Source organism: Roseicella sp. DB1501, from assembly GCF_013112485.1.
GTDB lineage: Bacteria > Pseudomonadota > Alphaproteobacteria > Acetobacterales > Acetobacteraceae > Paracraurococcus.
In genome coordinates, this window is record NZ_JABFHG010000006.1 from 310,267 (window position 1) to 323,455 (window position 13,189).

13 protein-coding genes are annotated in these 13,189 nt (G+C 73.5%); 6 read left to right on the forward strand and 7 right to left on the reverse strand.

Annotation, left to right across the window (positions count from 1 at the left end; translation table 11 throughout):
• The first annotated feature begins 115 nt into the window (after positions 1–115).
• Positions 116–1,174, forward strand: coding sequence for a glycosyltransferase family 4 protein (locus HJG45_RS14225; protein ID WP_171612775.1), 1,059 nt, complete (start codon positions 116–118; stop codon positions 1,172–1,174).
• Positions 1,175–1,240: 66 nt separating this feature from the next.
• Here HJG45_RS14225 and HJG45_RS14230 read toward each other — a convergent pair whose 3' ends face one another.
• Both HJG45_RS14230 and HJG45_RS14235 read right to left on the reverse strand, forming a co-directional pair.
• Positions 1,241–1,573, reverse strand: coding sequence for a YdhR family protein (locus tag HJG45_RS14230; RefSeq protein ID WP_171612776.1), 333 nt, complete (start codon positions 1,571–1,573; stop codon positions 1,241–1,243).
• A gap of 91 nt (positions 1,574–1,664) precedes the next feature.
• A complete protein-coding gene (locus tag HJG45_RS14235) occupies positions 1,665–2,048 on the reverse strand; it encodes a VOC family protein (protein ID WP_171612777.1) in 384 nt (127 codons plus the stop codon).
• A 122-nt stretch (positions 2,049–2,170) separates the two neighbouring features.
• On the opposite strand from HJG45_RS14235, the gene HJG45_RS14240 reads away from it, so the two are divergent.
• The 3 genes from HJG45_RS14240 to HJG45_RS14250 all read left to right on the forward strand — a co-directional run bounded on the left by HJG45_RS14240 (position 2,171) and on the right by HJG45_RS14250 (position 4,491).
• Positions 2,171–2,923 (forward strand): DUF2786 domain-containing protein, encoded by a 753-nt coding sequence (locus HJG45_RS14240; RefSeq protein ID WP_171612778.1) that lies wholly within the window; start codon positions 2,171–2,173, stop codon positions 2,921–2,923.
• Positions 2,920–3,354, forward strand: coding sequence for a hypothetical protein (locus HJG45_RS14245; protein WP_171612779.1), 435 nt, complete (start codon positions 2,920–2,922; stop codon positions 3,352–3,354). The genes HJG45_RS14240 and HJG45_RS14245 overlap by 4 nt, the downstream gene beginning before the upstream one ends.
• A 72-nt stretch (positions 3,355–3,426) precedes the next feature.
• Positions 3,427–4,491: a ketopantoate reductase family protein gene (locus tag HJG45_RS14250; RefSeq protein ID WP_171612780.1), complete on the forward strand. Its 1,065-nt coding sequence runs from the start codon at positions 3,427–3,429 to the stop codon at positions 4,489–4,491.
• A gap of 21 nt (positions 4,492–4,512) precedes the next feature.
• Here the strand turns inward: HJG45_RS14250 and htpX are convergent, their stop codons facing one another.
• On the reverse strand, positions 4,513–5,451 hold the full coding sequence (gene htpX / locus HJG45_RS14255) for a zinc metalloprotease HtpX (RefSeq protein WP_171612781.1): 939 nt from the start codon (positions 5,449–5,451) through the stop codon (positions 4,513–4,515).
• Positions 5,452–5,593: 142 nt separating this feature from the next.
• Here htpX and HJG45_RS28800 point away from each other — a divergent pair, with 142 nt between their 5' ends.
• Positions 5,594–5,863 (forward strand): succinate dehydrogenase assembly factor 4, encoded by a 270-nt coding sequence (locus HJG45_RS28800; RefSeq protein WP_171612782.1) that lies wholly within the window; start codon positions 5,594–5,596, stop codon positions 5,861–5,863.
• Between the two features lie 558 nt (positions 5,864–6,421).
• Here the strand turns inward: HJG45_RS28800 and HJG45_RS14265 are convergent.
• The 4 genes from HJG45_RS14265 to HJG45_RS14280 form a co-directional block, all read right to left on the reverse strand.
• On the reverse strand, positions 6,422–7,075 hold the full coding sequence (locus HJG45_RS14265) for a sugar transferase (protein WP_171612783.1): 654 nt from the start codon (positions 7,073–7,075) through the stop codon (positions 6,422–6,424).
• 34 nt (positions 7,076–7,109) lie between these two features.
• The gene (locus HJG45_RS14270) at positions 7,110–8,363 is read right to left on the reverse strand and encodes an O-antigen ligase family protein (RefSeq protein ID WP_171612784.1); all 1,254 of its coding nucleotides are present in this window, start codon (positions 8,361–8,363) and stop codon (positions 7,110–7,112) included.
• A gap of 13 nt (positions 8,364–8,376) precedes the next feature.
• Complete coding sequence (locus HJG45_RS14275) at positions 8,377–9,255, reverse strand: hypothetical protein (protein WP_171612785.1); 879 nt, start codon at positions 9,253–9,255, stop codon at positions 8,377–8,379.
• A gap of 68 nt (positions 9,256–9,323) precedes the next feature.
• Positions 9,324–11,084 (reverse strand): heparinase II/III-family protein, encoded by a 1,761-nt coding sequence (locus HJG45_RS14280; RefSeq protein ID WP_171612876.1) that lies wholly within the window; start codon positions 11,082–11,084, stop codon positions 9,324–9,326.
• Positions 11,085–11,221: 137 nt separating this feature from the next.
• Here HJG45_RS14280 and HJG45_RS14285 point away from each other — a divergent pair, with 137 nt between their 5' ends.
• The gene (locus tag HJG45_RS14285; protein ID WP_171612786.1) at positions 11,222–13,180 is read left to right on the forward strand and encodes an SLBB domain-containing protein; all 1,959 of its coding nucleotides are present in this window, start codon (positions 11,222–11,224) and stop codon (positions 13,178–13,180) included.
• The last annotated feature ends 9 nt before the right edge of the window (positions 13,181–13,189 follow it).

Sequence of the window (13,189 nt, forward strand, 5' to 3'; positions counted from 1 at the left end):
GCCAGACCGCGCCTTTTTGTCGTCGGATTTTCCGGCTTCCTAGCGTTCAGGCAGACGATGCCCCGGATACGCCTTCGCATGCGGCACCCTTCGCCGCTCGGGAGAAATCGATACGATGAGAATCGCGCAGATTGCGCCTTTGGCTGAAGCCGTGCCGCCGAAGCTGTATGGCGGGACGGAGCGCGTTGTCTCCTACCTGACGGAGGAGCTCGTCGCGCTCGGCCATGACGTCACCCTGTTCGCCAGCGGGGATTCGGTCACGACGGCGACGCTCGCCCCGATGTCGCCGCAGGCGCTCCGCCTCGACAAGACCATCGGCGACCCGAACGCCCCGGTCTTCCTGATGCTCGAGCGGGTTCTCAGGCGCGCCCATGAGTTCGACATCCTGCACTTCCATCTCGACTACATGCCCTTCTCCCTCTTCACCCGGCAGCCGACGTCGCATGTGACGACCTTGCATGGCCGGCTCGACCTGAAGGAGATCTGGGGGCATTACGAGTTGCACCGCGACGTGCCGCTGATCTCGATCTCCGACAGCCAGCGCCGGCCGATGGCCTGGGCGAACTGGGCGCGGACGATCCATCACGGCCTGCCGCAGAACCTGTTCCGGCCGACGCCGGGGGCGAAGCCGTCCTACCTCGCCTTCCTCGGCCGCATCTCGCCGGAGAAGCGGGTGGACCGCGCCATCGAGATCGCCGGCCGCGCCGGGATGAAGCTCAAGATCGCGGCCAAGGTGGACCGCGCCGACCGCGACTACTTCGAGCAGACGATCGAGCCGCTGCTCGCCCAGCCGCATGTCGAGTTCATCGGCGAGATCGGCGACCACCAGAAGGCCGAGTTCCTCTCGAACGCGCAGGCCCTGCTCTTCCCGATCAACTGGCCGGAGCCCTTCGGCCTGGTGATGATCGAGGCGATGGCCTGCGGCACGCCGGTCATCGCCTACAACCACGGCTCGGTGCCGGAGGTGATGCAGGACGGGCTGACCGGCTTCATCGTCGATGGCGAGGATGCCGCGGTCGAGGCGGTCGGCCGGTTGCCGCTGCTGTCGCGCGAGGCGATCCGGGCGGAGTTCGACAAGCGCTTCACCGCCCGCCGCATGGCGGAGGAGCATGTCGCGCTCTACGAGGAGCTGGTGCGCGCCAAGCTGCCGCCGGTCCGCATCGCCGCGGAGTGACGGGGCGCGCCTCCCCCTCTCAGCCGGGGGAGGCCATCCACGGGGCGCGGTCCTGCCGCGCCCCGGCTACTCGGCCGCCAGGCGGTCGAAATCGATGGGCGCGCGGGTGATCTCGCTCATCCGCCGACGCACCGCGAAGACGCGGACCGAGACCTCGGACAGGTCGGGATTGTTGCGCATCCGCGCGACGATCGGCCCCCGCGCATAGGCCTCGGCGCTGGCGCGGTCGGCGAAGAGGTAGATGCCGCCGGCGAGGCGCTCCGCATCCCCGTCCAGCCAGATCTTCCAGAGCAGTCCCGGCACCTCGAGGAAAGGCCTGGCGCGCTCATCGGTGTAGCGCGCTTCCCATTCCGCCTTCGGCATGTCGGGGCGCCGGTAGTTGATCTGGACGATATGCATGGACCTTCCTCCTTCGTGCAGTCCCCCCTGGCCGGCCCCTGTCCGACCGGGCCGCGCGGGAATGGCGCGCTTGCCGCAGGTCGGCCGCGGATCAGGCGAGCCTGCGTTCCAGCAGCTCGATGGTGATGTTCTCGGGGCCGCGGATGAAGCAAATTCGCACGCCCGGCCGGGCCTGCCGCGGCTCGATCGTGAAGGTGACACCCTTGGCCTTCAGTTCCGCCACCGCCGCGTCCAGATCGTCCACCGCCAGTCCGAAATGGTCGATGCCGTTATAGGGGGAGGTCGGCGGCGCGGCGACGCGGTTGTCGGATTGCGAGATGAAGAGGTTGAGGCCGCCGAGCACCATGTCGATGCGGGGCGCCTCGCCCGATACCCGCCGCGCCACCTCGGCGCCGAGCGTCTCCTGGAACCAGGCCGCGGTCGCCTCGAGATCCGGGCTGCGCAGATGCACGTGGTCGAAGCCGTAGCGGGCCATGGGTCGCTCCCTTGTCGTGCCGCCAAGCCTATGCCGATGCCGGGCGACTGGACAGCAGCGCGGGCAAGCCGGCCGCATGGCGGAGCTTGACCGGCCCCGCCCGGCCCCGGCAGGACAGCCGCATGGATCAGCAGACCGAGCTCGCCAAGGTGAAGGCGCGCATCCGCGCCCTCAGCGCCCGCACCGTGGAACGCGGCTGCTCCGAGGCCGAGGCCCTGGCCGCCGCCGCCAAGGTCGGCGAGCTGCTCGAGGTCTATGGCCTCTCCATGTCCGAGGTGTCGCTCCGCGAGGAGGCCTGCCAGCAGCGCCGCGTCACCATCGCCGGGCCGCAGCGCCTGGCGCTGCGCTGGCTCTACCCGCCCCTGCTGCGCTTCTGCGAATGCCGCGGCTGGACCGACGGGCGCGCCGATTTCGTGCTCTTCGGGCTCGAGCCGGACGTGCAGATGGCGGAGTACCTGCTGCGCATCGCCGACAGCGCCCTCGCCTTCGAGGAATCGCGTTATCGCGCCAGCCCGGACTGGCACCGCAGCCGCGCCACGCCGCAGACCCGGCTGCGGAGCTTCCGCTACGGCTTCGCCGACCGTCTCGGCCAGCGGCTGGAGGCGATGACGGCGGAGCGCGAGGCCGCGGCCGAGCAGCGCCGCGCCGCGGCCGCGCCCGCCGCGGCGAGCGCCTCCACCGCCCTGGTGCTGGCCAAGGAGAAGAAGGTCGAGGAGGGCTTCCGCACGCTCGGCCTGCGGCTGAAGACGGTCTACTCGACCGCGACGGTGCGCGACCGCGGCGCCTATGGGAAGGGGCAGGCGGCCGGGGGCCGGGTCGGGCTGGAACGCCCGGTCGGGGCCTCCCCCGCGGCGGGGCGGCTGCCGCGACGATGAGCCGCGGGGATGCCGCGGCGCGGCGCCTCTATGCCTGGGAGGACCGCGAGGTGGCGCCGCGCGACCTGTCCCGCGTGCCTTTCGCGCAGCTGCAGGCACTCGCCGACCATGTCTGGGCGGCCGAGGGCCTGCGCTGGCCGCCGCGGCTGCGGCCGCTGCCGCCGCAGGCGCGGGCGACCGTCGCGCGGGCGACGCGCCTCGCCATCGAGGCCCCGCCGGTGCTGCCGAGCTGGGTGCTGCTGCACGAGCTGGCCCATGCCATGACCAGCACGGCCGAGGGCGCGAATGACGGCCATGGGCCGCGCTTCGTCGGGCTCTACCTGCGGCTGCTCGTGCGGCACGCGCGCATGCCGGAGGACGCGCTCGTCGCCTCGCTGCGACAGACCGGCATCCCCTTCGAGCCGGAGGCGCGGCCCATCTTCCTGGCCTGATGCGTCCGGGCCCGCATCTTCCTCGCCTGGGCCCGCGCGCGTACCGTCGCGGCGAGCAGGGAGGAATGGAAGATGCGTCCGAGGATCGCCTTCATCGGGGCCGGCGCGGTCGGCGGCTATCTCGGCGGGCATCTCGCCCGGCTCGGCCACGACGTCACGCTGATCGATGCCTGGCCGGCGCATGTCGAGGCGATCCGCGCGCAGGGGCTGCGGCTCACCGGCATCGAGGAGTCGCAGAACGTCACCGTGCCGGTCCCGGCCCTGCATCTCAGCGACGTGCAATCCCTCTCGAAGCAGCGGCCGATCGACATCGCCTTCGTCTCGGTCAAGTCCTACGACACGGTCTGGGCGACGCAGCTGATCGTGCCGCATCTGGCCCCCGGCGGCTTCGTCGCCAGCCTGCAGAACTGCATCAACGAGCCGGCCATCGCCTCCGTCGTCGGCTGGGGCCGCATCCTTGGGGTGATCGCCGGCACCTATTCCGGCGAGTTGCACGCGCCGGGCGAGATCCGCCGCACCGTGCCGCTCGGCGGCACCCAGCGTGTCGTCTATGCAGTGGGCGAGCCGCATGGCCGCATCACCGCGCGCGTCGAGCAGATCCGCGCCATGATCGCCGAGATCGACAGTGTGCATGCGACGACCAATCTCTGGGGCGAGCGCTGGTCGAAGCTCTGCGTCAACGTCATGCGCAACGGGGTCAGCGCCGCCTCCGGCCTCTCGGGCAATGAGTGCGACCGCGACGACCGGATCCGGCGCTTCTCGCTTCGCCTCGGCGCCGAGGCGGTGCGGATCGGCCAGGCGCTCGGCTATGCGCTGGAGCCGATCCAGAAGATCGCGCCCGAGCTTCTCGCCCGCGCCGGCTCCGGCGACGCGGCGGCGCTCGAGCAGGCCGAGGCGGTGATCCTCGGCACGCTCGCCGCCGGCCAGCGCAGCGCCCTGCAGCGTCCCTCCATGGGCCAGGACATGCTGAAGGGCCGGCAGACCGAGATCGACCAGATCAACGGCCATGTCGTCGCCGAGGGGGCGAAAGCCGGCCTCGCCGCCCCGGCCAATGCGGCCCTGACGGCGGTGGTGAAGCGGGTGGAGCGCGGCGAGATCGAGGCGCGCCCGGAGAACATCGCCGGCATCAACGCTTGAGGCCGCGCCCCCCGGGCGGTCTCAGCTCCAGGGGTTGCGCCGGCCACCCCCCCAGGGAGAGCCGGGCGGGTAGCTGACGACCGGCGGCGCCCGCCGCGGCAGCGCGCCCCCGCGCGGCGCCATGGCCAGCAGCCGGCGGATGCGCTCCTCGGTCGGCGGGTGGGTGGTGAAGAGGCTGTCCATGCGCAGCCCCGAGAGCGGGTTGATGATAAACATGTGGGCGCTCGCCGGATTGGCCTCGGCCACCTGGTTGACACGGCCCTGCTTGTACTGCTCGAGCTTCTGCAGCCCGCTCGCCAGCCAGCGCGGATCGCCGGCGATCTCGGCGCCGAGCCGGTCCGCCTCGTATTCCCGGGACCGACTGATCGCCATCTGCACCAGCATGGCGGCGAGCGGCCCGACGATGAGCAGCACCATGGCGCCGATCGGGCCGAAGGGGTTGCGCCGGCCATCCTGGCTGTGGCCGCCGAAGAGGAAGCCGAATTGCGCCAGCATGCCGACCGCGCCGGCGAGCGTCGCGGTCAGGGTCATGATCAGCGTGTCGCGGTGCTTGATATGCGCGAGCTCGTGCGCGACGACCCCGGCCACCTCCTGCTCGTTCATCAGGTCGAGCAGGCCGGTATTCACCGCGACGGCGGCATTCTGCGGGTTGCGCCCCGTGGCAAAGGCATTGGGCTGGTCCTCATGGATCACGTAGAGCGCCGGCATGGGCAGGCCGGCCCGCTGCGCCAGCTGCTGCACCATGGCGAAGAGGCGCGGCGCCTCGGCCGGCGTGATCGGCTGGGCGTTGTACATGGACAGGACCATGCGGTCGCTGTTCCACCAGGCCCAGAGATTGGTGCCACAGGCGAGGAGGAAGGCGAGGACCATGCCCTGCTGGCCGCCGAGGAGGTAGCCGATGCCGATGAAGAGCGCCGTGAGGGCGGCGAGCAGCATCGCGGTGCGCATATAGCCTTGCATGTGCCTACCCCTCCCGACACCGATCTGAATTTTCCCCCGAAGTTGGGGGTGGCAGGATTCCAACCCGAAACCCCACATGGTGAGCATGACAGAATCCAGACAAGGGGTGGTGACGACAGCGCCGACCCGGCCCCAGGCGGCGATGCGCGCGCAGGTTCCGATCTCGCCGGACCTGCCGCCGCAACCGGTGCCGCCCGTGCCCCCGCCGCCGCCCGGCCCGGACCTGCCGGAGCCGCCGGTCGAGGATCCGCCGGGGCAGGAGAGGCCGGTGCCCGGCGATCCGGACCAGCCGCCGGCCGGCGACCCGCCGGGCGAGCCGCCGATGCGGATGAAGGAGATCGGCGGCCCTGCCGGGCCCGAACCCACGCGTTACGGCGATTGGGAGCGGAAGGGACGCGTCAGCGACTTCTGACGCCGACCACCTGGCCGGGGCCCTCCGTTGTCCATGCTCGGGTCAGGGCGTGGGACGTGGGCCCGGATCGGCCCGGCCTGTATGTCACCCGGTTGCGACTCGGGCGGCGTGAGTGAGCCCGGCCGGATCGAAGCATGAACTTGTTAGCGGCACCGGGCGCCATCCTCCTACCAGGGCTGGTATGGCCCCGGTCTGCGGGCCGGCCCGTCCGGTGTCAGCGATTCGTTCGCGCGACTCGGGACAACCAGTTGATTCGGTTTCTTACCAGATGCTGTGCGGGGAAGCCCGTTTCGTGTTCCGTTCCAGAATGCCGGGTCATGCACTGCCGGTGGCTGCGAGGCGCCCGGAACGCCCCCGCACCTAGCAAGCCGGCATGTCGCGCTTTGTGGTCAGCAACGCATATCCATGACACGGCATAACTTGAAATTCAAATCTTTATGCATGAAATACAACCAGTGGTTACTTCAGTTAAAACAGCCCTCCATGGCCTGAATCGAGTGCCGTTCGCGCGGGCCGGCACCCGATGCGGCATGGTTGCCGACGGGCCGCGCAGCGATCTCACGCCCGCGCCGTGTCGTTGAGCGGGGCCCGCCAGGCGGTGCCCTCGCCGGCATCCGGCCCCAGGCCCCGATCCTCCAGCCGCGGCATGGTGACATGCCCCGGGGCGGCGACGCCGATCCCGCGCAGCAGCAGCCAGAGGCAGCGCAGCACGATCGCCAGATCCGCACCCAGCCGCGGCGGGGTCAGGGCATAGCGAACATCGAGGGCGAGCCGCCTCGGCCAGGGCACGGCATTCCGCCCCGCCGCCTGGGCCAGCCCGCAAAGGCCCGGGCGGACGCGCAGCCGCTCTGCCTCGGCCAGCGTGTAGAGCGCACCGTATTCCGGCAGCAGAGGACGCGGGCCGACCAGGCTCATCTCGCCGCGCAGCACGTTCACCAGCTGCGGCAGCTCGTCGATCGCGCTGGCGCGCAGGACCCGGCCGAACCGGCCCAGGCGGGCCGCATCCTCGCCCGGCCCCTCCCGCAGGCTGCGGAATTTCAGGAGCAGGAAGCGCCGGCCGTCCCGGCCCGTCCGCCATTGCCGGAACAGCACCGGCCGGCCGAGCGCGAGGAACACGGCGAGGGCGGCGAGCGCCAGCAAGGGCGCGGCGGCGAGCAGCAACAGCCCCGCGCCGAGGATGTCGACGGCACGCTTGCCCCAACGCTCATACATGCTTCCCCTCCGTCTTGTTGTTTGCAGGGCAGGGTCACGCCTCCCGACACGGAGGCCCTTGCGGCATCCTCGGCCGCGCCTCCATGGCGAGCGACAGCAGCAGGCCGAGGCCGAACCAGACCATGCGGTTGCCGAGATCGGTCGAGACCATCGCGGTCAGCGCCACCGGCAGGGTCAGCGCTGCGATGCGTGCCGCCCGCCCTGGCGCCACCTGCCAGGCACGCCGCGCCGCCAGGACCGCGCCGCCGCCGAAGGCGAGCAGCCAGAGCAGCAGCCCCGGCCAGCCGCCCTCGACCAGCGCCTCGAGCGCATGGTTGTGCGGATGCAGGCTGCGGTCATCGCCGCTGCCGGAGGCCAGGGTGAAGCCGCCGGTGCCGAGCCCCCAGGGCGTCGCCTCGGCGGCCCAACGCAAGGCCTCCCGCCACAGGATCAGCCGGGCCGGGGTCGCCGTGGCAGGGTCACCGAGCAGCCGCTCGAGCGTCCGCAGGCCGAGATCGACCCCCGGCAGGGCCAGCAGCACCGTCAGGCCGCCGAGCCCGAAGCCGAGGATCAGGCCGAGCCAGCCCAGCGCCGCGACCCAGCGCCCGGAGAGGCAGAGCAGCAGCGCCGGCGCCCCCGCCGCGCCGAGCAGCAGGCCGAGCAGCGCCGCCCGCCCGCCCGGCACCAGCACCGCGAGGGCGAGGAGCAGCAGGATCGCCACCCAGCCGGCGCGCCGCGCCCCCTGCGCCTCCATCGCCCGCAGGGCCGCGAGGCCGGCGGCGCAGGCGATGGCGAGGCCGGCGAGCTGGTACTGGACCCGCAGCTTCTGCGGGTCCTGGCCGAGCGCCCCGCCGAGGATCACAGTGCCGCTGACGACGCCCCAGGCGGTCGCGGCGCCGACCAGCAGGCCGATGACGACCACGGTGCCGCAGAGCCGCCGGAGGCTCGCCGCATCCGCGCCGACCAGCAGCCCGGCGAGGAGCATCGCCGGCCCCAGCAGGACGAGCTGCGGCAGCTTCTCGGCGAGCACCAGGCGCGAGCTGCTCCAGCTCCCGGCGAGGGTCAGCCAGAGCAGCAGCAGGGCCGCGGCGAGCAGGGGCACCGCCAGGATCGGCCGGATCTCCCAGGCCCGGTCCAGCAGCAGCAGCGCCAGGGCCGGCAGCAATGGCAGCGCCAGGAGCAGGGTCAGGTCCAGCGGCAGCGCGGCGAGGCCCGGCAGGGATTTCAGGGCGCCAGCGAATTGCAGCGCGGCCGCGAGCAGCCCGCTGGCGGCCGCGAGCCGCGCCGGCTCGGCGCGCGCGGCGACCATCACTCGGCGCCCATCACTCGGCGCCCAGGGCCGGGACCGCATGGCCCGGCACCGATGCCGCGGCGAGGCGGTGGCGCAGCAGGACAATGGCCAAGGTGCCGGTCAGCGACACCAGCGGGGCGAGCAGGAGGAAGAGGAGCAGCAGCAGCGTCCGGTTCGGCAGCGAGGGGCGCAGCTCCACCATCGGGGCCGAGACGATCCGCGCCGCCACCGCCTCGTCGGCGGCGACCACCAGGGCGCTGCGCTGCTGCTGGCCCAGCAGGTCATAGAGCGCGTTGCGCAGGTAGAGATCGCTCTCGGTGGCGAGCCTCGCCTCGATCGCCGCGATGCGGCGGCGGGCGAGCGCGCCGAGATCCTCGCGCACCTTGGCCTCGGCCAGGGCATGCAGCCGCTGCAGGGCGTCGAGCGCCGCCGCCCGGTCGCGATGCGCCAGGGTCAGCGTGAAGGTGACGGTGGCGATGTTCTGCGTGGCGGCGAAATTCTGCTCCAGCCAGGCGAGCGCGTCGTCGAGGTCGGCCTCGACCCGCAGGCCGAGCGCCCGGCGCAGCGGCCCGAGCGGCCAGGCGGCGCGCAGCGCATCCAGGTGCTGCAGCAGGCCGGTGTCGCGGGCGAGCATCGCCGCGGCCTCGGGCGAGCGAAGGGCATCGAGATAGACGGCGAAATTGCCGCTCGGCCGGTCATCGAGCAGGCCGCCGCCCAGCAGCGGCATCGGGGAGAGCAGGGTGGAGGTGGCGATGCTGGTCGTCTCGGCCGGCGCGATGACGGCCTGGGCCACGTAGCGCTGCGGCATCCGGAGCAGGATCGCGACCAGAACGGCGAAGAGCAGGAGCGCGGCCAGCGCGGCCTGCCGGCGACGCTGCCACAGGCCGCGCAAAAGCAGATCCAGTGCCATCGCCGTTCCCCCGGGCCTCGCGCCGCCGACCCACCTTCACAAAATATTGTGGCGATATCGCAAAAACTTCAATGCGGAATCGGAATCAGCTCGATCCGCGTCGCCAGCCGGCGCGTCTCGCCGCCGAAGCGCGCCGCCAGCACCGGCGCCGGGCGCACGCGGCCGTAATCTGGGCTCTCCCAGCCGGGCTCCAGCCCGCAGCGCAGCGGGCCATCCGCGGCGATCCTGAGGCGCGCCCGCTCGCCCTCGACCCCATCGGGCCGGAGGCGCCACTCGCCGGGCGCGAGGCGCCAGCGCAGCACCGCCTCGCGGTAGGGGCCGCCCAGCCGGTCCTCCACCACCCAGCCGCGGCCCTCGGCGCGGATGCGGCGCTCATGCCGGCGGCCCCGCCAGTCGCGCAGCCAGGCGCCGTCCGGCAGCAGGCCGGTCCGCGGCCAGCGCGCGAAGAGGAAGCGGGAGAGCCGCGGCATCTGGTCCTCGCCATCGAAGGCGATGGTGTTGTGCGCCGCCGTCCCGGAGAAATAGGCGTGCCACCAGGCGGACTCGGGTGGCGGGTTGTAGGCGCCGGTGCCGCCGTCCGGCAGCAGCGGCAGCGCGCCCACCCAGACCTCGCAATGCAGCAGGTCGGCCTGGCCCGGCCGGAAGCGCAGCGGCCCGGTGCGCAGCAGGCAGCGCGTCCCGCTGGCCTGCCATCCCCGCAACCCTTCCACCACCCAGCGGGCCGGCGGCGCGGCGAGGGCCGGGCCTGCCGCGAGGCCGAGCCAGGCGCAGCCCGGCTCCGCGGCGAAGCCGGCCGAGCCGCCGCCGAAGAGCCGCGCCGCCCGCTCCAGGCTCGGCCGCGCATCCGCCGGCCCGGCCAGGGCGAGATCGGCGAAGGCGGAGCCATCCTGATGCCCGAGACGCGGCATGGCGCCGGTCGCCGGGTCCACCAGGCGGTGCAGCCAGCCCGTCGCCGCCGCGGCGCGCCCGGCGGCCCGGGCGCCGAGCGGCGGCCCGCCGAGCCGGCGGCGCAGCCATTCGGTCACGGCGAGCACGTCCAGCAGCAGCCGGTGATAGCCGGTCGAGCACTGGGCGAAGGCCCCGTCCGGCGAGACCAGGCGGCCAAGCGCCGCCTCCAGCCCGGCCGCCCCCCGCCGCGTCCAGCCGGCCTCGCCGAGGAGCAGGCCGCAGACCAGCAGCCCGGCGGGCTCGGAAACGGTGTGGTTGTTGTCCTGCGCCAGCGCATAGGCGCCGGTCGCGGCGATGCGGCGGCCATGCAGCGCCAGCACCGCCCGCAGGCTGGGCGAGAGCCGGGTCTCGGTGCCGAGCAGGGCGAGGCCCAGGGCCAGGTGCAGCACACGCAGCGCCGCCTCCTGGCCGCAGGCCCAGTTCGGGCCGCGGAAGGGCGGGTTGCGCCTGGCCCAGTCGCGCAGCAGCGCCTCCAGCCGCGCGGGATGGCCGGCGCCGGGCGCGAGCCGCGCCGCCTGGGCGAGAAGCGGCAGCTCGGCCCAGCGATTCCGCTCCCAGACCGGGCGGATGTCGCCATGGCGGAAGAGGTCGAGGGCAAGGGCCGGCGCCTCGGCGGGAAACGGTCCGTGCCAATCGCCAGCCACCACGTCGCCGGCGCGGTCGAGCAGCCGCGCCCAATGGGCGGCCGGCAGGCCGGCGGGCGGCGGCAGGGCCGGTCGCGGCCCGGGCAGGAGGCCATCGGCCGGCATCGCGGCATCGGCGAGCCGCCAGGCGGCCAGCCTTCGCCCGGCATGGCGATGCCAGCCCGCCAGCAGCACCGGCCGCAGGCCCAGGCGCCGCGCCGCGTCCAGCCGGCCAAGCAGGACCTCGCAACATTCCATTAGACGCACGACTAGCGATGATTTAATACGACTTCAACCTTTAGTGATTGTGTCGGCCTGCATCCGACAGGGGGAACAGACTGGAACGCCGCCTTCGCCACCGCCTGCTGCGGGCGGCCCTGTCGGTCGCAGTGGCGATGCAGTCCGCCCCACCGGCCGTACCGCCGGCGGCGGCGCAGACGGTCACGCCGGGCGCCTTCCTCTCCCCCCCATCGCTCCCCTCCGCCCTGCCGGGCGGCCTGCCGCTGCCCAACCTGCCGCAGGCGACGCAGCAGGACATCCTGCAGCGGCTCCTCGATGCCGGCGCCGGCCGGCCGGTGACGGCGGCCATCCCCGCCCCGGCGATCCCACTGGCCACGGCTATGCCAGTAGCGCCGGCACCACCGCCGGACGAGCCCGCCTCCCCCGCCGAGACCTTCTTCGCCGCGCGCGGCGTCGGCCAGGCCTGCCAGGCGGCGCCCTGCCCGGCCGCGCCGCTGCGGCAATTCGGCTATGACAGCCTGCGCGGCATGCCGGCGGGCCAGCCGATGGGCCTCGGCTTCGGCGCCCTGCCGGCCGACTACCTGCTCGGCCGCGACGACGAGGTGGTGCTCGCCTTCCGCGGCCGGGCGCGACAGACCATGAGCCTGCGCGTCGGACGCGACGGCATGCTGCTGGTGCCGGACCTCGCCCCGGTGCCGGCGGCGGGCCGGACGCTGCGCGAATTGCGCGCCGATCTCGAGGCGCGGTCGCTGCGCGAGCTGGGCGGGTCGGAGGTCTTCGTCTCGATCGGCCAGGTGCGGCAGATCGCCATCTTCGTCGGCGGCGAGGTGGCGCGGCCGGGGCTGCAGCCCCTCACCTCCATGGCCTCGGTGCTGGATGCGCTGGTCGCCGCCGGCGGCGTCCGCCGCACCGGCTCGCTGCGGGCCATCCGGATCGAGGGCGCCAACACCCGCCGGACCATCGACCTCTATCCGGTCATCGCCGGCGAGGGCACGCCGCCCGACCTGCGGCTGCAGGAGGGCGAGCGCATCCTGGTCCCGCCGCTCGGCGGGGTGGTGGCGATCAGCGGCGAGGTGACGCGGCCCGGCATCTACGAGCTTCCCGCCGGGCTCGGCCAGGCGCCGCTCGCCACGGTGCTGCGGCTGGCGGGCGAGCCGCTGCGGCCCTCCGGCAACCGCTTCCTGCTGCAGACCACCGATGCCGAGGGGCGGCGCAGCCTGCGCGAGATCGGGCCGCGCGACGCGCTGCGCCGCGGCGATTCGCTGCGGGTCGAGCCGGGCTCGGACGTCCTCGCCCAGGATCTGCGGCTGGCCGGCCATGTGGTGGCGCCGGTGCTGCGCTCCGCCGGCGGGCGGGCGCAGACCCTGCGCGGACTGCTCGCCGATCCCCGGCTGGTGCGGGCCGATCCCTATGCCCGGCTCGGCGTGATCTGGCGCACCGACCAGCGCAACCGGACGCGGCGCTTCCTCACCTTCGATCTCGGCCGCGTGCTGCAGGGCCAGGCCGACATGCCGCTCGCCGAGGGCGATGAGGTGATCCTGCTCGGCTTGGCGGACGTGCTCTTCCTCGCCAGCCCCGGCGTGCAGCAGGCGATCCGCGGCGATGCGCCGGATGCGGGCCAGGCGGTGCAGCCGGGCCAGCTCGCCGGCCCCGCGCCGGGCGTCGCGGCCGGCCCGATCGCCGGCCAGCCGCTGGCCGCCGCCTCCGGCATGCCGGGCGGGACGCTGGCCGGGGCGGGAGCGGCCAATCCGGCGGGCGCCGCGCCGCAGCCGGCGCCGGTGACCTGCGCCGCGCTGGTCCAGCTCGCCGTCGCGGCGCAATCCTCCTCCCAGCGCTTCGCGCATGCGCGGGCCGCCGGCTTCCCGGATCTCGGCCTGCTGCCCTGCCCGCAGGTCTATCTCGACTATCCGACGCTGCTGCCCTTCCTGCTCGACCAGAGCGTGCTGCTGACCGGCGAGGTCCGGCAGCCCGGCCTCTACCCCATCCTCGACGACACTGGCCTCGACGCCGTGCTCGCGGCGGCCGGCGGCGCGACCGACACCGCCGACCTGGCCGGCCTTGTGGATCAACGACACCACACGGCTTTGGCATCGTCTTTTGGTTGGGGTTGGTGACGTGATGCG